Raw genomic sequence first — 24487 nt, 5'->3', positions numbered from 1 at the left:
TTCCCGGGCGATTAGCTCAGCGGAAGAGCACTTCGTTCACACCGAAGGGGTCACTGGTTCGATCCCAGTATCGCCCACCGGGACAGGCCGGTCCGTCCATGACGGACCGGCCTTCCGCATGTCCGGGGTCCTCGCCGACGGCCGACGGCCCGCCCCTCGGGGCCCGTTCTACGCGGCCGTCGACAAGTCCGGCCGCAGCGGCCAGTGCGGATCCACCGCCTCCGGCGTCCCCTGCCGAGCGAACCACGCCTGCAGGCCACGGGCCTGCGCCGCGTGCCACACGGCCTGCAGCGTGTGCAGCTCGGCAGGCGACAGCCGCTCCAGCCGGGCCGCGAACCGCCGCCCCACCGCCCGCACGAGCTCCAGCGAGGCCAGCGCGTCCGCCGCCGCGTCGTGCGCGCCCTCCAGCTCGATCCCGTAGTGCGCGCACAGGTCCGTCAGTGTCCGCCGGCCCTTGCGGTACCGATCCAGATGCTTGTCCAGCACTCGCGGGTCCAGCACCGTCAGGGGGCGGTTCTCCAGGTACCGCGAGAGCGAGGACGCCCGGTGGCGGCGCAACTCCCGGTCCAGCAGCGTCAGATCGAACGGCGCGTTCATCACCACCACCGGCCGTCCCGCCACCTGCTGCTCCGCGAGCGCGCGGGCTATCTCCTCCACCACCGGCGCGGGCCAACGCCCGTGGCGCTGCAGGTGCTCGTCGGTCAGTCCGTGTACTTCCGTGGCACCCGGGGGGACCGGAATGCCGGGATTGACCAGCCAGCGCGTCGTGCGGACCCGGCCGCCCGCGCACTCCTGGACGACGAGCGCGGCGGACACGATCCGGTCCTGCTCGACGTCCACCCCGGTGGTCTCCGTGTCGAATGCGGCCAGCGGGCCCTCGTACCAGCGTGTCATGGCGAACTCCTCGTCCCCGGGCGGCAGATGGGGCGCACCCGGGCGCCGCCGCCTCGGAACGTGCCACCCCTGCCCGAATCGGTGATACCCGGGCTGTTTGCCCCGTACGCCGTTTGCGGGGACCCGCGTGCGGAGACAACGTCCTTGGGGGACCGTGCACATGACCGGTCGTCATCCCACCCACCACACGGCAGAGCCGGAAGGCATGGGGAGCCGGCCATGGCGCTCGCGCAGCCCGAAAAGGGCGGGGTGCTGGCGGGGCAGAACGATCCGCGGACCGGTACACCGGGCGACGCGCGGAGCGGACCGCTGCGCGGCACACTCGCCACCACCGCCTGCATGGAAACCCTTCAGGTGGGATACCTGCACGCCGTCGCCGCCGCGGCCGGCTGCTCGCTGTCCCAGCCCTTCCCGGACAACGGCATCGACTGGCACGTCAGCCACGGCGCCCCCGAGCACGTCGTCGACGACGAGGTCACCATCAAGGTGCAGTTGAAGGCGACCTACCAGACACCGCCGCGGCCGGCCGGGCCCACCTTCGCCTTCACCCTCGACAACGAGCACCTGGTGAAGCTGGCGCGCACCCCGGTCGCCGTCCACAAGATCCTCGTCGTGATGCTCGTCCCGCGGGAGCGCGACCAGTGGCTCGCCGCCGGGCACGACCGGCTCGACCTGCGGCACTGCTGCTACTGGACCAATCTCGCCGGACACCCTGTGACCGGCCGGCGCCGTACCACCGTTCGGATCCCGACCACGCGGATCTTCGACGACCGGGCGCTGTGCGAGATCATGACCCGGGTCGGGTCGGGAGGGACACCCTGATGCACTGGCACTCGCCGAACCTCGAACCGCTTCCGTCCCCGGACTACGGCGGATTCACGGACTCCGCGCAGCCCGCGGCACCCGATCCCGCGCAGGTCGACCCCACCGTGCTCGGCGCGCTGCTGCACCGCCACGGCTGGCTGCGCCGGGGCGGTGCGGCGGGGCGCTACGGGCGCTGGACGCCGCCCGCCGGCCACCCCTCGGCCCGCGAGGGCACCAGCCTGCTCGTCCCCGAGAGCCGGGCCTTCCCCGACTGCGCCGACCTGCTCGAAGAGGCGCTCACCGCGCTCTCGCGCAGTGCGCTGCCGTCCGCGCGGGAGGTGCTCTACGGGCTGAGCGTGCCCAGCGACGAGATCCGCTGGGACCGGGAGATCCCGCAGGGGGCGTACGGGCTCCAGGGCGAGGCCGCGTGGACGGTGCAGGAGCAGCTGCGTTCGGCGGCCCGGCAGCTGCTGCTGGCCGGGGCCCTCGCCGAACGGGCGAGGGCCGGGTACTACGGCGCCCGGCACCGGGCGCAGGCCGAACGGGCCCTGGACGGCGTCCTGGTGGGGCCGCATCCGGGCGGCCGGCGACTGACCGCGTACGTACCCGTGGACGGCGGGCGGGGCATCACGACACGGCTGCACCACGCGCTGCACGCCGCTCGCGAGGCCGTGGACTACCAGCGGGCCACCGGGGGCACGGAGGCCTTCGACGCCGCCGTGCGGGCCGGGGTCAGCCGGGAGCTCGCCGAGGCGCTGATCGCGCTGGTCCGGGGCTCGGAGGGGGTGCGGATCGCGCTGGCCTGGGCGCCGGCGGCGGGCGTTCCGGCGGGGTGCGCGGCCCGGCCGGAGCCGGTGGAGTTCTCGCCGGGCGACCTGCCGGCGCTGCGGGACGCGGCCGCGCGCTACACCCGGGACGAGCCGGCCGTGCACGTCCGCGTCGCCGGGGCGGTGGTACGGATGCGGCGCTCGGCACCGGGGGGCGGGGGCACGGTCCGGCTGCGGGTCCTCGCCGGGGCGGAGATCCCGTACGTACGGGCCGCGCTGGACGAGGAGGCGTACCGGGTGGCGGGCCACGCGCACCTGGTGGGCCTGCCGATCCGGATCAGCGGGCGGCTGCAGCGGCGGGGCGGGTTCCGTCGGCTGACGGATGCGGTGGATGTGACGCCGGTGCCGTTGGACGAGGTCGAGCGGGACCGGCTCATGAAGTCGCTGGACGAGTCCTTCGATCCTGCGGATGTGCTGCCGGCCGACGACGCATAGGGTGCGGCGCCGCTGCCGGGGCGCCGCCCCGGACCCCCGCGCCTCAAGCGCCGGCGGGGCCGCAAGGGCGTCCGGCAGGGTGGGACGGGTGTCCGGCGGCGGTGGAAGGGCGTCCGGCAGGGTGTCCGAGGTGGAGCGCGGGGTGCCGGGGTGCCGGGGTGCCTCAGGTTGAGGTGAACGACGCCATGGTCAGGCCCGGGGCGGGGGAGAAATCCGGGCCGCGGTTGAAGCCGAGGCGTTCGTAGAGGGTCACCGCGGGGGTGTTGGCGGCGCCCGTGGCGACTTCGACGCGGCGGCCGGGGAAGAGCTCGGTCAGCGCGTGGCGCAACAGCAGGGAGGCGATGCCGCGGCGGAACCAGGCCGGGGCCACGCACAGCCGGTCGATGCAGACACCGGCGTCGGCCTCCTCCTCCCAGGCCAGGAAACCGGCGAGGTCCCCGTCCTCGCAGACGGCGCCGACCCAGTTCAGGTCCTGCGACCGCATCTGAGCGAGGCCCTCGCCCAGCGCCGGGATGCCGTCGAAACCGATCAGCTCCGCCTCGACCGCGTACGCGGCCCGCCCGATCCGGTGCACGGCGGTGGCGGTGGCGTCGTCGGCCAGGTCCAGCGGGCGGATCTGCGGGCTCGGCATGGGCCCAGGCTACCTACGGCGACGCCGGGGCCGAGGTTTCGGGGTGGGGCGGGGACACTCCGGGACGTCCCCGCAGGTCGAGCGAACCCACCGCCGGGCAACGGGCCGGTCCGGCTCGGGGTTCGCGAGCCGAGGAGACGTCCCGGAGGGGCACCGCCCCACCACCCGTCTGCGTCAGCCGGCCAGGGCCGGGCCCGGGATCCCCCGCCCCAGCACCCCCCGGGGCCGGGGCCTGCGGGGCCGGGGGTGCGGCGCGGGGAAGGCCGCGGCCCGGCCCGGCTGCGGGAGACCCCCGGGCGGGCCCGCCGGGTAACCGTTTAGCGGCGCAGCCACTCCGCTCGGTACGATTCAGGCGCGCAGTGTTCGCTTGCGCACCCCCTGAGTCAGGAGAGACCGGTGTCAGACGTCCGTGTGATCATCCAACGCGATTCCGAGCGGGACGAGCGCGTGGTGGCCACGGGCACTACGGCGGCGGAGCTCTTCGCCGGCGAGCGCACCATCGTCGCCGCGCGCATCGCCGGTGAGCTGAAGGACCTCAGCTACCAGGTGCAGGACGGCGAGAGCGTCGAGCCGGTGGAGATCTCCTCCGAGGACGGCCTCAACATCCTTCGCCACTCGACCGCTCACGTCATGGCACAGGCCGTGCAGGAGCTCTTCCCCGAGGCCAAGCTGGGCATCGGCCCGCCGGTCCAGAACGGCTTCTACTACGACTTCGACGTCGCCCGGCCCTTCACCCCCGATGACCTCAAGGCCATCGAGAAGAAGATGCAGGAGATCCAGAAGCGCGGGCAGAAGTTCTCCCGCCGCGTGGTCACCGACGAGGCGGCCCGCGAGGAGCTCGCCGACGAGCCGTACAAGCTGGAGCTCATCGGCATCAAGGGCTCCGCATCCACCGACGACGGCGCGAACGTCGAGGTGGGCGGCGGCGAGCTGACCATCTACGACAACCTGGACGCCAAGACCGGGGACCTGTGCTGGAAGGACCTCTGCCGCGGTCCCCACCTGCCCACCACCCGCAACATCCCGGCGTTCAAGCTCATGCGCAACGCGGCCGCCTACTGGCGCGGCAGCGAGAAGAACCCGATGCTCCAGCGCATCTACGGCACCGCGTGGCCGTCGAAGGAGGAGCTGAAGGCCCACCTCGACTTCCTCGCCGAGGCCGAGAAGCGCGACCACCGCAAGCTCGGCAACGAGCTCGACCTCTTCTCCATTCCGGACGAGATCGGCTCCGGCCTCGCCGTCTTCCACCCGCGCGGCGGCATCATCCGCCGGACCATGGAGGACTACTCGCGCCGCCGGCACGAGGAGGAGGGCTACGAGTTCGTCTACTCCCCGCACGCCACCAAGGGCGCCCTCTTCGAGAAGAGCGGCCACCTGGACTGGTACGCGGAGGGCATGTACCCCCCCATGCAGCTCGACGGGGGTACGGACTACTACCTCAAGCCCATGAACTGCCCGATGCACAACCTGATCTTCGACGCGCGGGGCCGCTCCTACCGCGAACTGCCGCTGCGCCTCTTCGAGTTCGGCACCGTGTACCGGTACGAGAAGTCGGGCGTCGTGCACGGTCTGACCCGCGCCCGCGGCTTCACCCAGGACGACGCGCACATCTACTGCACCCGTGAGCAGATGGCCGAGGAGCTCGACCGGACCCTCACCTTCGTCCTGAACCTGCTCCGCGACTACGGTCTGACCGACTTCTACCTGGAACTGTCGACCAAGGATCCGGAGAAGTTCGTCGGCTCGGACGAGGTCTGGGAGGAGGCCACCGCCGTCCTCCAGCAGGTCGCCGAGAAGCAGGGCCTCCCGCTGACCCCCGACCCGGGCGGCGCGGCCTTCTACGGTCCGAAGATCTCGGTGCAGGCGCGCGATGCCATCGGCCGTACCTGGCAGATGTCGACCGTCCAGCTCGACTTCAACCTGCCGGAGCGCTTCAACCTCGAGTACACCGCGCCGGACGGCTCGCGCCAGCGCCCGGTCATGATCCACCGTGCGCTGTTCGGCTCGATCGAGCGGTTCTTCGCCGTCCTTCTGGAGCACTACGCGGGCGCCATGCCGCCGTGGCTGGCTCCGGTCCAGGCGGTCGGCATCCCGATCGGCGACGGGCACGTCGAGTACCTGCAGGAGTTCGCCGCGGCGGCGAAGAAGCAGGGCCTGCGCGTCGAGGTGGACGCCTCCTCCGACCGCATGCAGAAGAAGATCCGCAACCACCAGAAGCTCAAGGTCCCGTTCATGATCATCGTCGGGGACGAGGACATGGCCGCGGGTACCGTCTCCTTCCGTTACCGCGACGGTTCACAGGAGAACGGCATCGCCAAGGACGAGGCCCTGGCCAAGCTGGCCAAGGTCGTCGCGGACCGCGTCCAGGTCTGATCCTCATGTGATCCACGTCCGACCGTACGAAGAGGGCCCCCGGGAAGTGATCACTTTCCGGGGGCCTTCCTCGTCCGCGAAGGCAAGGTCATATGCTTGCCGCCATGACGACTGAGCCGGAGCAGCAGATCGGTGTGGGCACGCAGGACGCGTTCCAGCGTCTGTGGACGCCCCACCGGATGGCCTACATCCAGGGGGAGAACAAGCCGACCGGCCCCGAGGCCGGGGACGGCTGTCCCTTCTGCGGGATTCCGGAGATGTCCGACCAGGACGGCCTGGTCGTGGCCCGGGGCAGGCACGTCTACGCCGTGCTGAACCTCTACCCGTACAACGGCGGACACCTGATGGTCGTCCCGTACCGGCACGTCGCCGACTACACCGAGCTGGACGGGCTGGAGACGGCCGAGCTCGCCGACCTCACCAAGCGGGCCATGGTCGCGCTGCGCAAGGCGTCGGGAGCGCACGGCTTCAACATCGGCATGAACCAGGGCGCGGCCGCCGGGGCCGGCATCGCCGCGCACCTGCACCAGCACATCGTGCCCCGCTGGGGCGGGGACACGAACTTCATGCCGGTCGTCGGCCACACCAAGGTGCTGCCCCAACTCCTTGCGGAAACGCGCCAGATGCTCGCCGACGCCTGGCCCGTCGACTGATCAGTCCGTGCGCGCCGCGCGCCACGCCGCCAGCACGGCTTCGACGTCGAACTCCGTCAGACCCAGCGGCGGCCCCGGAGGGGGGCGGCGCAGGGCCGTGCGGATCTTCTCGTTGACCGCCGTGAGGATGTCGCGTACCCGGCGCTCGGAGCGGGCCGCGAGGGCGGCCTCCCGCGCGTCCTCGGCCTCCTTGCGCAGTGCGAGCGCCGGAGGCAGGACGGCGAAGCCCTCGCGGTGCAACTTGCCCTTGATCCACCACAGCTCGTCGTAGGGCGCGTCGAGTGAGGCCAGCGGCTTGCCGTAGCCGGGCAGGCTCTCGAAGTCTCCGCGCTCGGCGGCCTGTCGGATCTGCCGGTCCACGAAGGACTCGAAGCTGACGCCAGGGGGTTTGCGCTCGGTCACGGCCGCTCCTCCCGATCGCGGGGACGCCCTTCCTCCGGCTCCCAGCCTACCTACGCGTCGTAGACGTCGGCCTTGCGCGGCGCAGGTTCCTGGATGAGGCCGCTCATGATCGACGAGCGGTTGGTGAAGCGGTCGATGTCGACGCCGTTCTCCTCCAGCACCTTGAAGGTCGCGGCGTGGATCGACCGCAGGACCGGGGCCACCGTGCGCAGCGCGTCGTCCGCCATGAACCGGTGGCGCCACATCGAGCTCGCCCAGACGTGGCGCAGGCCGAAGGGCTCGGGCAGGACCAGCTTGCCGCCCAGGAAGTCGAGGATCGGCGGGTACCAGGTCAGCGGGGCCCGCACCGCCAGCCGGACCACCTCCTGGGTGTCCACCAGGGGCAGCGGGCGCTCCACGGTCTCCCAGAAGCGGATGCTCTTGGGCACCTCCACCACCGGGGCCGCGGACTTCGTCGTGAACAGGCCGTGTACGGGGCCCAGGGCGTGGGCGGTGACGTCCACCCGCAGGGTCTTGTAGAGCACGGTGACCGTGACCAGCATGTTGATGACCAGCTGGCCGTCCCAGAGCGGGTACTGGATGCCCAGGTAGTGCCGGTTCCCGGCGCTGAACTGCTGTTCGTTGCAGATCCGGGTGATCTCGTGCGGCTTGATGAGGAAGGCGTCGACGTTCTCGCCGGTGGGGCGGGCCACCTCGGCGGCGCCCTCGCCGACCGGGGTGACGATCCAGTGCTGGATCGCGGCGGTCGGGAAGCCGCCGGTGTGCAGGGGCCCCCGCTCCAGCTTGCGGAGCTGGGCGTCGATCGCGCGTACGACGTCCCAGCTGCGGAACGGGTGGATCTCCATGCCCTCGCTCTTGGGAGCGAGCTCCTCGGCCATCTGCCAGCTGCCCCAGCGCGTACCCATGCCGAGGATGCCCTTGGGGCCCGCGTAGAAGACCTGGTTGCTGCGGTCCTCCGCGGTGAGCTTGGCGAGCTGGTGGCGCAGGTCCTCGCGCGCCTTCTCGTCGGGGTTGCCGGGCACGGCCTCCGGGACCTTGGCGCCGACCCCGCCGCCGGCCAGCAGTCCGTCCCAGCGGGCGCGCAGGTCGCGGGCGGTGGCCTCGCAGGTCCGGCGGGCGAGCAGCCAGCCCAGGACCGGGGCGATGATCACGCCGCGGGCGTAGAGGCCCAGGAAGCCGGTGAGCGGCAGCTGGAACATCAGGACGGCCGCCACGACGCCGACGCCGACCAGGATCACGGTGCCCAGCCATGAGCTGTGCTTGCCTCCGCTGGAGGCGAGGGTCTTGCGGAGCTGGAAGAGGCCCAGCCACAGCAGCAGACCGGGCAGGAACAGCACACCGCAGACCAGCATGATCATCCGGAGCTTGCGGTCCCGTGCCTTGCGGATGTGGGAGGCGGCCAGGCAGTGCTCCACCACGGTTTGCGGATCGGCGCCGAAGGACTGGATGAGCGGTTTGCGGCCCGGCCCCAGGGTGCGGGCCTCGACGGCGCGGCAGAAGGCCTCGCCGAGGCTGGGCTCGAAGAGGGAGAGCTTCGGAGGCTTGACCGTCGCCGGGTGGTTCTCGCTGTTGGCGGTGAGTATCTTTTCCAGTTTGCTGTCCTTGCCGCCGTCGCGGTACGCGGCCGAGGCGAGGGCGTTGGTCGCCGCCGTCTGCCCCCCGCCGCCCTGCAACGGAATCTGCGCTCCGGGCCTGAAGTCGAATCCGTCGTCCGCCACCGCTGCCCCCATCGCCCTGCGTTCGTGCTCTTTTGGTGCGCCGACGAGCCTATCGGCGGACCCCGCCCCATGGTCATGGGACAGGGAAATGCCGCCCACCGCAAGCCGGTTGGGTGGGCGGCCTCCCGTGCTATGTCAACTAGCTTCCCTTCTCGGCCTGTTCGCGCACCTTTTCCGCGATCTGGGGTGGCATCGGCTCGTGCCGGGCGTAGGCGCGGGCGAAGCGGCCGGTGCCGTGCGACACGGAGCGCAGCTCGACGGCGTAGCGCCCGATCTCGATCTCCGGGATCTCGGCGCGGACCCGGGTCCGCCCCGGTCCGGCCTGGTCGGTGCCCACCACGCGGCCGCGGCGGCCGGCGAGGTCGCTCATGACGGGGCCGACGTACTCGTCGGGGATCAGGACGGCGAGTTCGGCGACCGGTTCGAGCAGGTCGATGCGGGCCTCTGCGGCGGCTTCGCGCAGGGCGAGGGCGCCGGCGGTCTGGAAGGCCGCGTCCGAGGAGTCCACCGAGTGCGCCTTGCCGTCGAGCAGGGTGATGCGCACGTCGACCAGCGGGTAGCCGGCCGCGACCCCGCGGGCGGCTTGGCTGCGTACCCCCTTCTCCACGGACGGGATGAACTGGCGGGGCACGGCGCCGCCGACGACCTTGTCGACGAATTCGATGCCGCTGCCCGGCGGGAGCGGATCCACCGCGATCTCGCAGATGGCGAACTGGCCGTGGCCGCCGGACTGTTTCACGTGCCGGCCGCGGCCGGCGGCCTTGGCGCCGAAGGTCTCGCGCAGGCTCACCTTGTGCGGGACGGGGTCGACCTGGACGCCGTAGCGGGTGCGCAGCCGTTCCAGGGCGACGTCCTGGTGGGCCTCGCCGAGGCACCACAGGACGAGCTGGTGGGTGTGCGGGTTCTGCTCCAGCCGCATGGTGGGGTCCTCGGCGACGAGCCGGGCCAGGCCCTGGGAGAGCTTGTCCTCGTCGGCCTTGCTGTGGGCCTCGATGGCGAGGGGGAGCAGAGGGTCGGGCATGGTCCAGGGCGCCATGAGGAGCGGGTCGTCCTTGGCGGAGAGGGTGTCGCCGGTCTCCGCGCGGGTGAGTTTGGCCACGCAGGCCAGGTCCCCGGCGATGCACCGGGTGAGGGCCCGCTGCTGTTTGCCGAAGGGGGAGCTGAGGGCGCCGATCCGCTCGTCGACGTCGTGGTCCTCGTGTCCGCGGTCGGCGAGGCCGTGCCCGCTGACGTGGACGGTCTCGTCGGGTTTCAGGGTGCCGGAGAAGACGCGCACGAGGGAGATGCGGCCGACGTAGGGGTCGGAGGAGGTCTTGACGACCTCGGCGACGAGGGGGCCGTCGGGATCGCAGGTGGTGGCGGGCCGGGCGGAGCCGTCGGGGCGGGTGACGGTGACGGCGGCGCGTTCCAGGGGCGTGGGGAAGCCGCCGGTGATCAGTTCGAGGAGTTCCACGGTGCCGAGGCCCTGGCGGGCGCCCTCGCCTGCGGGAGCGGCCATCAGGACGGGGTGGAAGGTACCGCGCGCGACGGCCCGCTCCAGGTCGTCGACGAGGGTCTTGATGTCGATGTCCTCGCCGCCGAGGTAGCGGTCCATGAGGCTCTCGTCCTCGCTCTCGGCGATGATCCCCTCGATGAGGCGGGCGCGGGCGTCCGTGATGAGGGAGAGCTCGGCCGGGTCCGGGTCGCGCTCCACGCGCTCGCCGGAGGCGTACTCGTAGACGCGCTGGGAGAGCAGGCCGAGCAGGCCGGTGACCGGGGCGTGGCCGTCGGGACCGGCGGGGCCGTGCAGCGGGAGGTAGAGCGGGAGGACCGCGTCCGGGTCGTCGGCCCCGAAGATCTCGCCGCAGACGGTGGTCATCTGCGCGTAGTCGGAGCGGGCGGCCTCCAGGTGGGTCACGACGATGGCGCGGGGCATGCCGACGGCCTCGCACTCGTCCCAGACCATGCGGGTGGCACCGTCGACGCCGTCCGAGGCCGAGACGACGAAAAGGGCCGCGTCCGCAGCCCGCAGACCGGCCCTGAGTTCCCCGACGAAGTCGGCGTATCCGGGGGTGTCCAATATGTTGATCTTGATCCCGCCCCATTCGACGGGGACGAGGGAGAGCTGGACGGAGCGCTGTCGGCGGTGCTCGATCTCGTCGTAGTCGGAGACGGTCGCGCCGTCCTCGACCCGACCGGCCCGGTTGACCGCTCCCGCGGTCAGGGCGAGGGCTTCGACCAGCGTGGTCTTGCCGGACCCGCTGTGGCCGACCAGCACGACATTCCGGATGGCGGAGGGGCGGTCGGCCGTCAGTGCCCTGCCGGCGGCTCCGGCTTGGTGTGATGTGGCTCCCATGGTGATCGTGCCTCCCGGTGGTGACGGTGAGGAGGGTGCGTTCCTTGACCGGTTCCAGGACCGGCTTCCCGATCGGTTCGGTTCCCTGACCGGTTCTTGACCTGGTTCCTTGACCGGTTCCTTGGCCGGTTTCCTTGACCGGGTCCCGGACCGGTTCTCCGGCCGGACTCCCGGGCTGTTCCCCGGCGTGTTCCCCGCCCGGTTCGCCGGAGGAGGAAATCCGCGTTCTTCGAGCTTTGCACTGGTGTCACACCGCGTCCATACGTCGTACCGGGGGCGTACCCGGAGCGCACCGGAGGCCGTCCGTGACGGGAAGTGCGTCTTACGCGGCACCAACCGGTGGGTGCGCGGCGTGGGGGCGGCATCGTGCTGGCTACGATGGGCCAGCCGGTGGCCGTGGTGGCCGTGCGGCCCAGCGACCCTCCGGGAAGGCCATGCTGAACAAGTACGCGCGTGCATTCTTCACGCGTGTTCTCACGCCATTCGCCGCTTTTCTGCTCCGGCGGGGGGTGAGCCCGGACGCGGTCACCCTGGTCGGCACGGCCGGAGTGGTGGCCGGAGCGCTGTTCTTCTTCCCCCGGGGAGAGTTCTTCTGGGGCACGATCACCATCACGCTCTTCGTCTTCTCCGACCTGGTGGACGGGAACATGGCCCGCCAGGCCGGGATCTCCAGCCGGTGGGGAGCGTTCCTCGACTCCACCCTCGACCGGGTGGCGGACGCGGCGATCTTCGGCGGTCTCGCGCTCTGGTACGCGGGCTCCGGCCACGACAACGTGCTGTGCGCGGTGGCGATCTTCTGCCTGGCCAGCGGCCAGGTGGTCTCCTACACCAAGGCGCGCGGCGAGTCGATCGGGCTGCCGGTGGCCGTCAACGGGTTCATCGAACGGGCCGAGCGGCTGGTGATCTCGCTGGTCGCGGCCGGCTTGTCCGGGCTGGAGACCTTCGGCGCGCCGTCCTGGCTCGGGCTGCTGCTGCCGATCGCGCTGTGGATCGTCGCCGTGGGCTCGCTCGTCACGCTGATCCAGCGGGTGGTGACCGTACGCCGCGAGTCGGCGGAGGCCGACGCCGCTGCGGCCGCCGAGGGTGGTGCCGCCTGATGGGCGCCGCGCAGGACAAGCTGGTCGACGGGCTGTACGGGCTCGGCTGGGCCGGGGTCAAGAAGCTGCCCGAACCGGCCGCGGTGGCCCTGGGACGGCGGATCGCCGACTTCGCGTGGAAGCGGCGCGGCAAGAGCGTGCTGCGCCTGGAGTCGAACCTGGCCCGGGTGGTGCCCGAGGCCGGTCCGGAGCGGCTGCGCGAGCTGTCCAAGGCAGGCATGCGCTCGTACATGCGGTACTGGATGGAGTCCTTCCGGCTGCCCACCATGGACCCGGAGCGGTTCAGCACGGACGTCGAGTTCACGGACGAGCACCTCCTGCGCGAGGCCCTCGACTCCGGACGCGGGGTCGTCGTCGCGCTGCCGCACCTGGCCAACTGGGACCTTGCCGGAGCCTGGGCCATCAGCCACATGGACGCCCCGTTCACCACCGTCGCCGAACGGCTCAAGCCCGAGACCCTCTACGACCGCTTCGTGGCCTACCGGGAGAGCCTGGGCATGGAGGTCCTGCCGCACAGCGGCGGCGCAGCCTTCGGCACCCTCGCGCGCAGGCTCCGCTCCGGCGGCATGGTCTGCCTGGTCGCCGACCGGGACCTGTCCGCCTCCGGGGTCGAGGTGGACTTCTTCGGCTCCACCGCGCGCATGCCGGCCGGGCCGGCGCTGCTGGCCCAGCAGACGGGCGCGGTGCTGCTGCCGGCGACCCTGCACTACGGGGACACGCCGAAGCTGTACGGCCGGATCCACCCCGAGGTGGAAGTCCCGAAGACCGGGACCCGCAACGAGAAGACCACCGTCATGACCCAGGCGGTGGCGGACGTCTTCGCCCGGGGGATCGCCGAGCACCCGGAGGACTGGCACATGCTGCAACGGCTGTGGCTGGACGATCTGGAGGAGCGCGCGTAGTGAAGATCGGCATCGTGTGCCCGTACTCGTGGGACGTGCCGGGCGGCGTCCAGTTCCACATCCGTGATCTGGCGGAGCACCTGATCCGGCTCGGCCACGAGGTGTCGGTCCTGGCCCCGGCGGACGACGACACTCCGCTGCCGCCGTACGTGGTCTCGGCGGGGCGGGCGGTGCCGGTGCCGTACAACGGCTCGGTGGCCCGGCTGAACTTCGGCTTCCTCTCCGCGGCCCGGGTGCGGCGCTGGCTGCACGACGGTGTTTTCGACGTGATCCACATCCACGAGCCGGCCTCCCCCTCGCTGGGACTGCTGTCCTGCTGGGCGGCGCAGGGTCCGATCGTGGCGACCTTCCACACCTCGAACCCGCGGTCGCGGGCGATGATCGCGGCGTACCCGATCCTGCAGCCGGCGCTGGAGAAGATCAGCGCGCGGATCGCGGTGAGCGAGTACGCCCGGCGCACGCTGGTGGAGCACCTCGGCGGGGACGCGGTGGTGATCCCGAACGGCGTCGACGTCGACTTCTTCGCCTCGGCCGAGCCCAGGGCGGAGTGGGGCGGGCAGACCCTCGGCTTCATCGGCCGCATCGACGAGCCGCGCAAGGGCCTGCCGGTACTGATGGCGGCCTTCCCGAAGATCGTGGAGGCCTGCCCGGAGGTCCGGCTGCTGGTCGCGGGCCGCGGCGACGAAGAGGAGGCGGTGGCGTCCCTCCCGGCGGAGCTGCGCGCGCGGGTCGAGTTCCTCGGCATGGTCTCGGACGAGGACAAGGCGCGGCTGCTGCGCAGTGTCGACGTGTACGTGGCCCCCAACACGGGCGGCGAGAGCTTCGGCATCATCCTCGTCGAGGCCTTGTCGGCGGGCGCGGCCGTCCTCGCCTCGGACCTGGACGCCTTCGCGCAGGTGCTGGACCAGGGCGGGGCGGGCGAACTCTTCACGAACGAGGACTCCGACGCGCTGGCGGAGGCGGCCATCGGCCTGCTGCGGGACCCGGCCCGGCGGGCGGAGCTGAGCGCACGCGGCTCGGCGCACGTCCGCCGCTTCGACTGGTCCACGGTCGGCGCGGACATCCTGGCCGTCTACGAGACGGTGACGGACGGCGCGGCGGCGGTGGCCACCGACGAACGCGTCCCGCTCCGCACCCGCCTGGGCTTCTCGCGGGACGCCTCGTCGTAGCTCCTGCTGGTCGCCCGGCTGGTCGCCGACCGTTCGCCGGCCGCCGGGCCGGCGCGGCTCACCAGCCTGCGGAGACGATCCGGTCGGGCCGGCCGCCGGGAGCGACGGTCACCTCGTGGACCGTGCCCTCCGCGGTGGTCATGCGGATCCGGTCGGGAGCCGTCCACACGGCCTCGCGGAGCTCGTTGTCGGTGGCGTCGCCGTTGAAGTAGCCGACGGCCCAGCGGCGCTCCCGGGGCCAGGTGCCCTCGTGGACGTAGACGTACCAGAGGGGGTCGATCATGGCCGAACTACTCCATGGGTCCGGCGGCTGTCCGACGAGGGGCAATGGGGGCCGGGCCCACGCGGAGCGGTAAGGTCGCGCAGCGTGATCGAAACCCTTGTCTGGATCGCCCTGGCGCTCGGTGTCATCGGGGTCTACCTCAGCTGGACCGCCGGCCGGCTCGACCGGCTGCACTCGCGGATGGACGCCGCGCGGGCCGCGCTCGACGCGCAGCTCGTGCGCCGGGCCTCCGTGGTGCTGGAGGTGGCCACCTCCGGGGTGCTCGACCCCGCCTCCTCCCTGGTGCTGTACGAGGCCGCGCACGCCGCCCGGCAGGCCGAGGAGGAGCACCGCGAGGTCGCCGAGAGCGAGCTCAGCCAGGCGCTGCGGGCGGTCTTCGCCGACGCCGACCAGGTCGAGGTGCTCAAGGCCGCACCCGGCGGGGCGCAGGCCACGGAGGAGCTGGCCGCGGCGGTGCGCCGGGTGCCCATGGCGCGCCGGTTCCACAACGACTCCGTACGGGCCGCCCGCGCCCTGCGCAGGCACCGCAAGGTCCGCTGGTTCCGGCTGGCCGGCCACGCGCCCTTCCCGCTGGCCTTCGAAATGGACGACGAGCCCCCGGTGGATCTTGCCGATCGGCCCACCTAGGGCCGCGAGGGACAAATGAAGGAGCCACAGGCTCCACATTGGCCCTTGTAGTGGACTGGTCGGTGGGGTTTCCTCGGCTAAGCAGTACCCGTAGTACCCGTAGGACCCCGTAGTGCCTGTTGGACCCGTGGTACCCGTCTTCCTTTCGAGTGAGGTCAATCCGTGAGCACGCTTCCCACCACCCCCCAGTCCGCTGAGTCGGCCATCGGCACCTCGCGCGTCAAGCGCGGCATGGCCGAGCAGCTCAAGGGCGGCGTGATCATGGACGTGGTCAACGCCGAGCAGGCGAAGATCGCCGAGGACGCCGGCGCCGTGGCCGTCATGGCCCTGGAGCGGGTCCCCGCGGACATCCGCAAGGACGGCGGCGTGGCCCGCATGTCCGACCCGAACATGATCGAAGAGATCATCGAGGCCGTCTCGATCCCGGTCATGGCCAAGTCCCGCATCGGCCACTTCGTCGAGGCCCAGGTCCTGCAGTCCCTCGGTGTCGACTACATCGACGAGTCCGAGGTCCTGACCCCGGCCGACGAGGTCAACCACTCCGACAAGTGGGCGTTCACCACCCCCTTCGTCTGTGGTGCCACCAACCTGGGCGAGGCCCTGCGCCGCATCGCCGAGGGCGCGGCCATGATCCGCTCGAAGGGCGAGGCCGGTACCGGCAACGTCGTCGAGGCCGTCCGCCACCTGCGCCAGATCAAGAACGAGATCGCCCGCCTGCGCGGCTACGACAACAACGAGCTGTTCGCCGCCGCCAAGGAGCTGCGCGCCCCGTACGAGCTCGTCAAGGAAGTCGCCGAACTCGGCAAGCTCCCCGTCGTGCTGTTCTCCGCCGGTGGCGTCGCCACCCCGGCCGACGCCGCCCTGATGCGCCAGCTGGGCGCCGAGGGTGTCTTCGTCGGTTCGGGCATCTTCAAGTCGGGCGACCCGGCCAAGCGCGCCGCCGCCATCGTGAAGGCCACCACCTTCTACGACGACCCGAAGATCATCGCGGACGCGTCCCGCAACCTGGGCGAGGCCATGGTCGGCATCAACTGCGACACCCTCCCCGAGTCCGAGCGCTACGCCAACCGCGGCTGGTAGTACGGACATGACGAACACCCCCGTGATCGGTGTCCTGGCTCTCCAGGGCGACGTACGGGAGCACCTGATCGCCCTGGCCGCGGCGGACGCCGTGGCCAGGCCGGTCCGGCGTCCCGAGGAGCTCGCCGAGGTCGACGCCCTGGTGATCCCCGGCGGCGAGTCCACCACCATGTCGAAGCTCGCCGTGCTCTTCGGCATGCTGGAGCCGCTGCGCGAGCGCGTGGCGGCCGGCATGCCCGTGTACGGCACCTGCGCCGGCATGATCATGCTTGCGGACAAGCTCCTGGACGGCCGTGAGGACCAGGAGACCCTGGGCGGCATCGACATGATCGTCCGCCGTAACGCCTTCGGCCGTCAGAACGAGTCCTTCGAGGCGAAGATCGACTTCGCTGGCATCGAGGGCGGCCCGGTCGAGGGCGTCTTCATCCGCGCCCCCTGGGTCGAGTCCGTCGGCGGCGCCGCCGAGGTGCTCGCCACGTACGACGGTCACACGGTCGCCGTGCGCCAGGGCCACGTCCTGGCGACCTCGTTCCACCCCGAACTGACCGGCGACGACCGAGTCCACGCGTACTTCGTCGACATGGTGCGCGCAGGGCTGTAACCAGGTCCCGGTAGGATCGGGGACGAACACTGTTGGTGACGCGAAGGAGACAGGCGGATGTCCGGCCACTCTAAATGGGCTACGACGAAGCACAAGAAGGCCGTGATCGATGCCAAGCGCGGCAAGCTCTTCGCGAAGCTGATCAAGAACATCGAGGTCGCGGCTCGTATGGGCGGCGCGGACATCGACGGCAACCCGACGCTGTTCGACGCCATCCAGAAGGCCAAGAAGAGCTCCGTCCCGAACAAGAACATCGACTCCGCGGTCAAGCGCGGCGGTGGTCTTGAGGCCGGCGGCGCCGACTACGAGACGATCATGTACGAGGGCTACGGTCCCAACGGTGTCGCGGTGCTCATCGAGTGCCTCACCGACAACCGCAACCGTGCCGCCTCCGACGTCCGTGTGGCCATGACCCGCAACGGCGGCTCCATGGCCGACCCCGGTTCGGTCTCGTACCTGTTCAACCGCAAGGGCGTCGTCGTCCTGCCCAAGGGTGAACTCTCCGAGGACGACGTCCTGGAGTCGGTGCTCGAGGCCGGTGCCGAAGAGGTCAACGACATCGGCGAGTCCTTCGAGGTCATCAGCGAGGCCACCGACCTGGTCGCGGTCCGCACCGCGCTCCAGGACGCGGGCATCGACTACGACTCGGCGGAGGCCAGCTTCGTCCCCTCGATGCAGGTCGAGCTCGACGAAGAGGGCGCACGCAAGATCTTCAAGCTGATCGACGCGCTGGAGGACAGCGACGACGTGCAGAACGTCTTCGCCAACTTCGACGTCTCGGACGAGGTCATGGAGAAGGTCGACGCCTGAGCCGGGTGCTGATTTCCGACGGGCCGACAGGGACACACCCTGTCGGCCCGTCGCGTTGTCAGTGGCGCCGGATAGCCTGCACCGGACAGGAGATCGAGAGGCAGGGGTGGGCGAGTGCGCGTACTCGGTGTGGACCCGGGGCTGACGCGATGCGGTGTCGGCGTCGTCGAGGGTGTCGCCGGCCGTCCCCTGACCATGCTCGGGGTGGGGGTCGTACGGACGCCCGCGGACGCGGAGTTGGGCCACCGGCTCGTCGCCATCGAGCAGGGCATCGAGGAGTGGCTCGATACGCACCGTCCCGAAGTCGTCGCCGTGGAGCGGGTCTTCAGCCAGCACAACGTCAGCACCGTGATGGGCACCGCCCAGGCGAGCGCCGTCGCGATGCTGTGCGCCGCCCGCCGCGGCATACCGGTCGCCCTGCACACCCCGAGCGAGGTCAAGGCCGCGGTCACCGGCAGCGGCCGCGCCGACAAGGCCCAGGTCGGCGCCATGGTCACCCGCCTGCTCCGGCTGGCCGAACCGCCCAGGCCGGCGGACGCCGCCGACGCCCTCGCCCTGGCCATCTGCCACATCTGGCGGGCCCCCGCCCAGAACCGCCTCCAGCAGGCGGTCGCCCTGCACGCCTCGAAAGGCCGTACCCGATGATCGCCTTCGTCAGCGGCCCAGTCGCCGCGCTCGCCCCCACCCTCGCCGTGATCGAGGTCGGGGGAGTGGGCATGGCCGTGCAGTGCACGCCGGCCACCATCGCCGGCCTTCGGACGGGGGAGCAGGCCCGGCTGGCCACCTCCCTGGTCGTACGGGAGGACTCGCTCACGCTGTACGGATTCGCCGACGACGACGAGCGCCAGGTCTTCGAGCTGCTGCAGACCGCGAGCGGCGTCGGGCCGCGGCTGGCGCAGGCGATGCTCGGCGTGCACAGCCCGGACGCGCTGCGGCTGGCCGTGTCCACCGGGGACGAGAAGGCGCTGACGGCCGTGCCGGGCATCGGCAAGAGGGGCGCGCAGAAGCTGCTGCTGGAGCTGAAGGACAAGCTGGGGGCCCCGCTGGGCGCCGGCGGCCTCGTCGACGCCCAGCGCGCCGCCGCCGGTCCCGCGCCATGGACCGAGCAGCTCGCCGCCGCGCTGATCGGGCTCGGCTACGCCTCCCGGGAGGCCGAGGAGGCCGTCTCGGCGGTCACGCCGCAGGCGGAGGCCGCGATTGCCGCCGGCGGTTCGGCCCCGGTGCCCCAGCTCCTGCGGGCCGCCCTCCAGTCCCTGAACCGCGCCCGCTGATGCCGTGCCGCGCCGCCGGACGGCTCCGCCCCCGCGCCTCAAACGCCGGCGGGCGAGGCTGAAAGAGCGCCTCGCACGCCGGCTGGACTGAAAGAGCGCCTCGCACGCCGGCGGGGCTGAAGGAGCGCCTCGCACGCCGGCGGGGCTGAAGGGCGTTTGAGGTGCCGGGCCGGGCAGAGCCCGGGAAACGGCGAAAGGGCGGGGTGGGGGAAAGCCCCGCAGGGACCGGTCCACACCCGGCAGACCACCGTACGAACCGAGAAGGCAGACTGACACCGTGAACTGGGACGACGACACCACCGCCGAGGACGAGGCCCGCATCGTCGCCGCAGCAGCCGACGGTGAGGACACCGCCGTCGAGGCGGCCCTGCGTCCCAAGGACCTCGGGGAGTTCGTCGGCCAGGAGAAGGTCCGCCAGCAGCTGGACCTCGTCCTGAAGGCGGCCCGCCAGCGCGGAGCCACCGCCGACCACGTCCTGCTCTCCGGCGCCCCCGGCCTCGGCAAGACCACCCTCTCCATGATCATCGCCGCCGAGATGGGCGCGCCGATCCGCATCACCTCCGGCCCCGCCATCCAGCACGCCGGCGACCTCGCCGCCATCCTGTCCTCCCTCCAGGAGGGCGAGGTCCTCTTCCTAGACGAGATCCACCGCATGTCGCGGCCCGCCGAGGAGATGCTCTACATGGCCATGGAGGACTTCCGCGTCGACGTGATCGTCGGGAAGGGACCGGGCGCCACCGCGATCCCGCTGGAGCTGCCGCCCTTCACCCTGGTCGGGGCCACCACCCGGGCCGGACTGCTGCCTCCTCCCCTCCGCGACCGCTTCGGCTTCACCGGACACATGGAGTTCTACGCCCCCGAGGAGCTGGAACGCGTCATCCACCGTTCCGCCCGCCTCCTCGACCTGGAGATCGACACCGCCGGCGCCGCCGAGATCGCCGGCCGCTCCCGCGGCACCCCGCGCATCGCCAACCGCCTGCTGCGCCGCGTCCGCGACTACGCCCAGGTCCGTGCGGACGGTGTGATCACCCGCGAGGTGGCCGGCAGCGCCCTCCAGGTGTACGAGGTGGACGCGCGCGGCCTCGACCGGCTGGACCGGGCCGTCCTGGAGGCGCTGCTGAAACTCTTCGGCGGCGGGCCCGTCGGGCTGTCCACGCTCGCCGTGGCGGTCGGCGAGGAGCGCGAGACCGTGGAGGAGGTCGCCGAGCCGTTCCTGGTACGTGAGGGCCTGCTCGCCCGCACCCCCCGCGGGCGGGTCGCGACGCCTGCCGCATGGGCCCACCTGGGGCTCGTCCCGCCGCAGCACGGCGGGAGTGGATCAAGCGGACAACAGGGCCTGTTCGGGGCCTGACGGCGCGGAGGTTCGACCCCTCAGGAACTGCGGTGCCATGCTGGGCGTTGTTCCATCGGTACGGACTCGCCTAGACTCCGCCGATGCCGACCCTTCGGGTCGGTATGCCCACCCCCCGTAGAAAAGGCCGCCGTCCGCGTGCGGTCGTGCGAAGGATCTCCGTCCCGTGAATCTCGTGACACTCCTCCCGTTCATCGTGCTCATCGGGGCGATGTTCCTGATGACCCGCTCCGCGAAGAAGAAGCAGCAGGCAGCCGCGCAGATGCGCGACCAGATGACGCCCGGCACCGGCGTCCGCACCATCGGCGGCATGTACGCCACGGTGAAGGAGATCGGTGACGACACGGTCACCCTCGAGGTGGCTCCCGGCGTCCACGCGATCTTCGCGAAGAACGCCATCGGCGCCGTGCTCGAGGATGCGGAGTACAACCGCATCGTCCACGGCGTCAGCGACGACGTGACGACCGACACGCCGGTCGTCCCGGACGACGCCTCCTCCCTCACCGAGGCCCCGAAGACGGACCTCACCAAGGACGAGGACGAGGCTCCCAAGCTCGACCTGGGCAAGAAGGACGGCCCCGTCGACGAGGCCAGCGACGAGCCCAAGGACGGCAAGACCGACGGCGAGGCCGGCGCGAAGTAGCGCGCGACCGGGGATCGTGGAGGCGCCGGACCGGCGGCCGCCGCGGTCCCCGTCAGTGACACTTCTGCGGGGGCAGGGGTCCCCACCACACATTTCGTGGCCGTCCGCGCGCTGACCCGGCGCGGGACGGTTGGACAGGGAGAAACGACAAGGTGGCAGCACCGAAGAAGGGCCGGCGGCCCACGGGGGCTCAGGGGAGGCCGGGGCGCGCCCTGGCGATCATCCTGATCGCGATGGTGGCGCTCACCGCGGGGATGTTCCTCTCCAAGCAGACGACTCCCCGGCTGGGCATCGACCTCGCCGGCGGCACGAGCATCACGCTCAAGGCCAAGAGCGAGCCCGGCAAAGAGAGCGCCGTCAACGAGACCAACATGAACACGGCGGTCGGCATCATCGACCGCCGCGTCAACGGTCTCGGCGTGTCCGAGGCGGAGGTCCAGACCCAGGGCCGCGACCACATCATCGTGAACATCCCCAAGGGGACGAACGAGCAGCAGGCGCGCGAGCAGGTCGGCACCACCGCCCAGCTCTACTTCCGCCCGGTCATCGCATTCGCGGACGGCGCCCCCGTCGTCCCCGAGGGCACGCAGAGCCCGAGCCCCTCCGCGAGCGGCTCCGGCGCCCCCAAGGCCGAGGACGGCAAGAAGGCCAGCCCGTCCGCCACCCCGTCGTCCAGCGCCACTTCCCAGGGCCGTGCGCTCAGCGAGGCCCTCAAGGCCCCGAACGCCCCCTCTCCCTCGCCCTCGGCGAGCGAGTCGAAGAAGGCAGACGACACCAAGGCTCCGTCGCCGTCCGCGACCCCCGCGCCCGACCCGGCCGCCGCAGACCTGCAGGCCAGGTTCGCCGCGCTCGACTGCACGGACGAGAAGCAGCGCGCCGCCGTCAAGGGCGCCAAGCCCGAGGAGCCGACGCTGGCCTGTGGCCAGCGCGGCGAGGCGTGGGGCAAGTGGCTGCTCGGCCCGGCCGCGGTCGAGGGCAAGGACGTCAAGAGCGCCAAGGGCATCATCGACCCGCAGGCGGGCGCCTGGATCGTCACGATGGACTTCAACGACCGCGGTTCCGACGCGTTCGCGAAGGTCACCGGCGAGCTGGCGGCCAAGCAGTCCCCGCAGAACCAGTTCGCGATCGTGCTCGACGGTGACGTCATCTCCGACCCGTCGGTCAGCGGCGCGATCACGGGCGGCAGCGCCCAGATCTCCGGTGGCTTCACCCAGCAGTCCGCGCAGGACCTGGGCAACATGCTGTCGTACGGCGCCCTGCCGCTCTCCTTCAGCGAGGACAGCGTCACCACCGTCACCGCCGCGCTCGGCGGCGAGCAGCTGCGGGCCGGCCTGATCGCCGGAGCCATCGGTCTGCTGCTCGTGGTGATCTACCTGGTGGTGTACTACCGCGGCCTGGCGTTCGTCGCCATCCTGAGCCTCCTGGTCTCGGCGATCCTGACCTACACGATCATGGCGCTGCTCGGGAAGGGCATCGGCTTCGCGCTGAACCTGCCCGCCGTCTGCGGTGCGATCGTGGCGATCGGCATCACGGCGGACTCGTTCATCGTGTACTTCGAACGCATCCGGGACGAGATCCGCGAGGGCCGCACCCTGCGTCCGGCCGTCGAGCGCGCCTGGCCCCGTGCCCGCCGCACGATCCTGGTCTCCGACTTCGTGTCGTTCCTGGCCGCCGCGGTGCTCTTCATCGTCACCGTCGGCAAGGTGCAGGGCTTCGCGTTCACGCTGGGTCTGACGACCCTGCTCGACGTGGTCGTGGTGTTCCTCTTCACCAAGCCCCTCATGACGCTGCTGGCCCGTACGAAGTTCTTCGCCGGCGGTCACCCGTGGTCCGGGCTGGACCCGAAGCGGCTCGGCGCCAAGCCCCCGCTGCGCCGGGCCCGCCGTACCGGTTCCACCCCCGCCCCCGTCGACGTAAAGGAGGCGTGAGAGATGTCGAAGCTGGGAGATCTCGGCGCCAGGCTGTACCGCGGTGAGGTCGGCTACGACTTCGTCGGCAAGCGCTTTCTCTGGTACGGCGTTTCCATCCTGATCACCATCACGGCGATCGTCGCCCTGGCCGTTCAGGGCCTCAACATGGGCATCGAGTTCAAGGGCGGTGCGGTCTTCACCACCCCGAAGACGGCCGTCGCCGAGGCCAAGGCGCGGGAGTTCGCGGAAGAGGCCTCCGGCCACGACGCGATCGTCCAGCAGCTCGGCACCGGCGGCCTGCGGATCCAGATCTCCGGTCTGGACACCGCCGCCGCGACCGACGTCAAGAAGGTCCTCGCCACCGACCTCAAGGTCACCGAGGCCGACATCAACGCCGACCTGGTCGGTCCCAGCTGGGGCTCCCAGATCGCCAACAAGGCCTGGACCGGCCTCGGCATCTTCATGGTCCTCGTGGTGATCTACCTCGCCATCGCCTTCGAGTGGCGCATGGCGGTCGCGGCGCTGATCGCCCTGATCCACGACCTCACGATCACCGTCGGCGTGTACGCGCTCGTCGGCTTCGAGGTCACCCCGGGCACGGTCATCGGTCTGCTGACGATCCTCGGTTACTCCCTCTACGACACCGTCGTCGTCTTCGACGGTCTCAAGGAGGGCTCGAAGGACATCGCCAAGCAGACCCGCTTCACGTACAGCGAGATCGCCAACCGCAGCATCAACGGCACGCTGGTCCGCTCGATCAACACCACGGTCGTGGCGCTGCTCCCGGTCGCGGCCCTGCTGTTCATCGGCGGCGGCTTCCTGGGCGCCGGCATGCTGAACGACATCTCGCTGTCGCTGTTCGTCGGCCTCGCGGCCGGTGCGTACTCCTCGATCTTCATCGCGACCCCGCTGGTCGTGGACCTCAAGGAGCGCGAGCCGGCGATGAAGGCGCTGAAGAAGCGGGTGCTCGCGAAGCGGGCGGCCGCGGCGGCCAAGGGCGAGTCCCCGGACGAGGCCTACGAGGCCGAGGACGAGCCCGAGGTCGCGGCGCAGGGCCGGCCGGGGCGGCGGCGTTGACCGCGCTGCTGTCAGAGGAGGCACGGGCGCTGCTGCTCAGCCGGATCAAGGACGTGCCGGACTACCCGAAGCCGGGCGTGATGTTCAAGGACATCACCCCGCTGCTGGCGGACGCCAAGGCGTTCGCCGCGCTGACGGACGTCCTGGTGGAGCTGGCCGGGCGGTACGGCGCGACGAAGATCGTCGGACTGGAGGCGCGGGGCTTCATCCTGGCGGCTCCGGTGGCCGTGCAGGCAGGGATCGGCTTCGTGCCGGTACGCAAGGCCGGAAAGCTGCCGGGGGCGACGCTCGCGCAGTCGTACGAGCTGGAGTACGGCACGGCGGAGATCGAGGTCCACGCGGAGGATCTGTCGGCCGGTGACCGGGTCATGGTCATCGACGACGTACTCGCCACCGGTGGTACCGCCGAGGCCTCGCTCGCGCTGATCCGGCGGGCGGGGGCGGAGGTCGCCGGCGTGGCGGTCCTGATGGAATTGTCGTTCCTCCCCGGCCGGGCGAAGCTGGGCCCGGCTCTGGACGGCGCTCCGCTGGACGCTCTGATCGTGGTCTGTCCCCTTCCGTGCCGAAGCGGCGGGTACGCGGGATGTCCCGGGT

The 24487-nt window shown here is 71.4% G+C and carries 24 protein-coding genes and 1 tRNA gene; 19 read left to right on the top strand and 6 right to left on the bottom strand.

Features of this window, described 5'->3' with window-relative positions; genetic code table 11:
- Nucleotides 1-5: 5 nt before the first annotated feature.
- Nucleotides 6-77: transfer RNA gene (locus ACWGIF_RS29085), tRNA-Val, on the top strand.
- Nucleotides 78-168: 91 nt separating this feature from the next.
- Here ACWGIF_RS29085 and ACWGIF_RS29080 read toward each other — a convergent pair.
- A complete protein-coding gene (locus ACWGIF_RS29080; RefSeq protein ID WP_453501910.1) occupies nucleotides 169-894 on the bottom strand; it encodes an exonuclease domain-containing protein in 726 nt (241 codons plus the stop codon).
- Between the two features lie 219 nt (nucleotides 895-1113).
- Here ACWGIF_RS29080 and ACWGIF_RS29075 point away from each other — a divergent pair, with 219 nt between their 5' ends.
- Both ACWGIF_RS29075 and ACWGIF_RS29070 read left to right on the top strand, forming a co-directional pair.
- On the top strand, nucleotides 1114-1716 hold the full coding sequence (locus ACWGIF_RS29075) for a DUF4365 domain-containing protein (protein WP_453501909.1): 603 nt from the start codon (nucleotides 1114-1116) through the stop codon (nucleotides 1714-1716).
- Nucleotides 1716-2960 carry a hypothetical protein gene (locus ACWGIF_RS29070; RefSeq protein ID WP_453501907.1) on the top strand — a complete coding sequence of 415 codons (1245 nt, stop codon included), beginning with the start codon at nucleotides 1716-1718 and terminating at the stop codon, nucleotides 2958-2960. The genes ACWGIF_RS29075 and ACWGIF_RS29070 overlap by 1 nt, the downstream gene beginning before the upstream one ends.
- Nucleotides 2961-3123: 163 nt before the next feature.
- Here ACWGIF_RS29070 and ACWGIF_RS29065 read toward each other — a convergent pair whose 3' ends face one another.
- A complete protein-coding gene (locus ACWGIF_RS29065; RefSeq protein WP_453501906.1) occupies nucleotides 3124-3591 on the bottom strand; it encodes a GNAT family N-acetyltransferase in 468 nt (155 codons plus the stop codon).
- A gap of 396 nt (nucleotides 3592-3987) precedes the next feature.
- Between ACWGIF_RS29065 and thrS the strand changes: the two genes are divergently transcribed.
- On the top strand, nucleotides 3988-5964 hold the full coding sequence (thrS, locus tag ACWGIF_RS29060) for a threonine--tRNA ligase (protein ID WP_453501904.1): 1977 nt from the start codon (nucleotides 3988-3990) through the stop codon (nucleotides 5962-5964).
- Nucleotides 5965-6056: 92 nt separating this feature from the next.
- On the top strand, nucleotides 6057-6617 hold the full coding sequence (locus ACWGIF_RS29055) for an HIT family protein (RefSeq protein ID WP_453501902.1): 561 nt from the start codon (nucleotides 6057-6059) through the stop codon (nucleotides 6615-6617).
- Here the strand turns inward: ACWGIF_RS29055 and ACWGIF_RS29050 are convergent, their stop codons facing one another.
- The 3 genes from ACWGIF_RS29050 to ACWGIF_RS29040 form a co-directional block, all read right to left on the bottom strand.
- The gene (locus tag ACWGIF_RS29050) at nucleotides 6618-7019 is read right to left on the bottom strand and encodes a DnaJ family domain-containing protein (RefSeq protein ID WP_453501900.1); all 402 of its coding nucleotides are present in this window, start codon (nucleotides 7017-7019) and stop codon (nucleotides 6618-6620) included.
- Between the two features lie 50 nt (nucleotides 7020-7069).
- The gene (locus tag ACWGIF_RS29045; protein ID WP_453501898.1) at nucleotides 7070-8737 is read right to left on the bottom strand and encodes a hypothetical protein; all 1668 of its coding nucleotides are present in this window, start codon (nucleotides 8735-8737) and stop codon (nucleotides 7070-7072) included.
- A 139-nt stretch (nucleotides 8738-8876) separates the two neighbouring features.
- Nucleotides 8877-11072, bottom strand: coding sequence for an elongation factor G-like protein EF-G2 (locus ACWGIF_RS29040; RefSeq protein WP_453501896.1), 2196 nt, complete (start codon nucleotides 11070-11072; stop codon nucleotides 8877-8879).
- A 434-nt stretch (nucleotides 11073-11506) separates the two neighbouring features.
- On the opposite strand from ACWGIF_RS29040, the gene pgsA reads away from it, so the two are divergent.
- Genes pgsA through ACWGIF_RS29025 form a run of 3 tightly spaced genes read left to right on the top strand, consistent with a single transcriptional unit; the run spans nucleotide 11507 to nucleotide 14240 of the window.
- Nucleotides 11507-12169: a phosphatidylinositol phosphate synthase gene (gene pgsA / locus ACWGIF_RS29035; protein ID WP_453501894.1), complete on the top strand. Its 663-nt coding sequence runs from the start codon at nucleotides 11507-11509 to the stop codon at nucleotides 12167-12169.
- Nucleotides 12169-13071 carry a phosphatidylinositol mannoside acyltransferase gene (locus tag ACWGIF_RS29030; protein WP_453501893.1) on the top strand — a complete coding sequence of 301 codons (903 nt, stop codon included), beginning with the start codon at nucleotides 12169-12171 and terminating at the stop codon, nucleotides 13069-13071. Before pgsA ends, ACWGIF_RS29030 begins: the two co-directional genes overlap by 1 nt.
- Nucleotides 13071-14240 (top strand): glycosyltransferase family 4 protein, encoded by a 1170-nt coding sequence (locus ACWGIF_RS29025; RefSeq protein WP_453501891.1) that lies wholly within the window; start codon nucleotides 13071-13073, stop codon nucleotides 14238-14240. The genes ACWGIF_RS29030 and ACWGIF_RS29025 overlap by 1 nt, the downstream gene beginning before the upstream one ends.
- Before the next feature lie 58 nt (nucleotides 14241-14298).
- Here ACWGIF_RS29025 and ACWGIF_RS29020 read toward each other — a convergent pair whose 3' ends face one another.
- Nucleotides 14299-14523, bottom strand: a complete 225-nt coding sequence (locus ACWGIF_RS29020) for a hypothetical protein (RefSeq protein ID WP_453501889.1) — start codon at nucleotides 14521-14523, stop codon at nucleotides 14299-14301.
- A gap of 84 nt (nucleotides 14524-14607) precedes the next feature.
- Between ACWGIF_RS29020 and ACWGIF_RS29015 the strand changes: the two genes are divergently transcribed.
- The 11 genes from ACWGIF_RS29015 to ACWGIF_RS28965 form a co-directional block, all read left to right on the top strand.
- Complete coding sequence (locus ACWGIF_RS29015; protein ID WP_453501887.1) at nucleotides 14608-15150, top strand: hypothetical protein; 543 nt, start codon at nucleotides 14608-14610, stop codon at nucleotides 15148-15150.
- A gap of 162 nt (nucleotides 15151-15312) precedes the next feature.
- Nucleotides 15313-16230, top strand: a complete 918-nt coding sequence (gene pdxS / locus ACWGIF_RS29010; protein WP_214948181.1) for a pyridoxal 5'-phosphate synthase lyase subunit PdxS — start codon at nucleotides 15313-15315, stop codon at nucleotides 16228-16230.
- A 7-nt stretch (nucleotides 16231-16237) separates the two neighbouring features.
- Complete coding sequence (pdxT, locus tag ACWGIF_RS29005; RefSeq protein WP_453501886.1) at nucleotides 16238-16831, top strand: pyridoxal 5'-phosphate synthase glutaminase subunit PdxT; 594 nt, start codon at nucleotides 16238-16240, stop codon at nucleotides 16829-16831.
- 57 nt (nucleotides 16832-16888) lie between these two features.
- On the top strand, nucleotides 16889-17641 hold the full coding sequence (locus tag ACWGIF_RS29000) for a YebC/PmpR family DNA-binding transcriptional regulator (protein WP_069919476.1): 753 nt from the start codon (nucleotides 16889-16891) through the stop codon (nucleotides 17639-17641).
- A gap of 114 nt (nucleotides 17642-17755) precedes the next feature.
- On the top strand, nucleotides 17756-18286 hold the full coding sequence (ruvC, locus tag ACWGIF_RS28995) for a crossover junction endodeoxyribonuclease RuvC (protein WP_453501884.1): 531 nt from the start codon (nucleotides 17756-17758) through the stop codon (nucleotides 18284-18286).
- Nucleotides 18283-18912, top strand: a complete 630-nt coding sequence (ruvA, locus tag ACWGIF_RS28990) for a Holliday junction branch migration protein RuvA (protein WP_453501883.1) — start codon at nucleotides 18283-18285, stop codon at nucleotides 18910-18912. The genes ruvC and ruvA overlap by 4 nt, the downstream gene beginning before the upstream one ends.
- 277 nt (nucleotides 18913-19189) lie before the next feature.
- Nucleotides 19190-20263, top strand: a complete 1074-nt coding sequence (gene ruvB / locus ACWGIF_RS28985; protein ID WP_453501881.1) for a Holliday junction branch migration DNA helicase RuvB — start codon at nucleotides 19190-19192, stop codon at nucleotides 20261-20263.
- Nucleotides 20264-20429: 166 nt separating this feature from the next.
- The gene (gene yajC, locus ACWGIF_RS28980; RefSeq protein WP_453501880.1) at nucleotides 20430-20906 is read left to right on the top strand and encodes a preprotein translocase subunit YajC; all 477 of its coding nucleotides are present in this window, start codon (nucleotides 20430-20432) and stop codon (nucleotides 20904-20906) included.
- 152 nt (nucleotides 20907-21058) lie between these two features.
- Nucleotides 21059-22834 carry a protein translocase subunit SecD gene (gene secD, locus ACWGIF_RS28975; RefSeq protein WP_453501878.1) on the top strand — a complete coding sequence of 592 codons (1776 nt, stop codon included), beginning with the start codon at nucleotides 21059-21061 and terminating at the stop codon, nucleotides 22832-22834.
- 3 nt (nucleotides 22835-22837) lie between these two features.
- Entirely contained in the window at nucleotides 22838-23893 is a 1056-nt protein-coding gene (secF, locus tag ACWGIF_RS28970) for a protein translocase subunit SecF (protein ID WP_453501876.1), read from the top strand.
- A gap of 5 nt (nucleotides 23894-23898) precedes the next feature.
- A partial coding sequence (locus ACWGIF_RS28965) for an adenine phosphoribosyltransferase (RefSeq protein WP_453501928.1) occupies nucleotides 23899-24487 on the top strand: 589 nt, incomplete at its 3' end.

This window comes from Streptomyces sp. NPDC054849, assembly GCF_053610945.1.
This window is presented reverse-complemented; position numbering and strand designations above follow the sequence as displayed.

Coding starts and splice junctions, on each gene's coding strand:
- ACWGIF_RS29080 (WP_453501910.1), bottom strand. CDS start 894: ATGACACGCTGGTACGAGGGCCCGCTGGCCGCATTCGACACGGAGACC.
- pdxT (WP_453501886.1), top strand. CDS start 16,238: ATGACGAACACCCCCGTGATCGGTGTCCTGGCTCTCCAGGGCGACGTA.
- ACWGIF_RS29020 (WP_453501889.1), bottom strand. CDS start 14,523: ATGATCGACCCCCTCTGGTACGTCTACGTCCACGAGGGCACCTGGCCC.
- ACWGIF_RS29065 (WP_453501906.1), bottom strand. CDS start 3,591: ATGCCGAGCCCGCAGATCCGCCCGCTGGACCTGGCCGACGACGCCACC.
- ACWGIF_RS29075 (WP_453501909.1), top strand. CDS start 1,114: ATGGCGCTCGCGCAGCCCGAAAAGGGCGGGGTGCTGGCGGGGCAGAAC.
- ACWGIF_RS29030 (WP_453501893.1), top strand. CDS start 12,169: ATGGGCGCCGCGCAGGACAAGCTGGTCGACGGGCTGTACGGGCTCGGC.
- ACWGIF_RS29055 (WP_453501902.1), top strand. CDS start 6,057: ATGCTTGCCGCCATGACGACTGAGCCGGAGCAGCAGATCGGTGTGGGC.
- ACWGIF_RS29070 (WP_453501907.1), top strand. CDS start 1,716: ATGCACTGGCACTCGCCGAACCTCGAACCGCTTCCGTCCCCGGACTAC.
- pgsA (WP_453501894.1), top strand. CDS start 11,507: ATGCTGAACAAGTACGCGCGTGCATTCTTCACGCGTGTTCTCACGCCA.
- ruvA (WP_453501883.1), top strand. CDS start 18,283: ATGATCGCCTTCGTCAGCGGCCCAGTCGCCGCGCTCGCCCCCACCCTC.
- ACWGIF_RS29040 (WP_453501896.1), bottom strand. CDS start 11,072: ATGGGAGCCACATCACACCAAGCCGGAGCCGCCGGCAGGGCACTGACG.
- ACWGIF_RS29000 (WP_069919476.1), top strand. CDS start 16,889: ATGTCCGGCCACTCTAAATGGGCTACGACGAAGCACAAGAAGGCCGTG.
- secF (WP_453501876.1), top strand. CDS start 22,838: ATGTCGAAGCTGGGAGATCTCGGCGCCAGGCTGTACCGCGGTGAGGTC.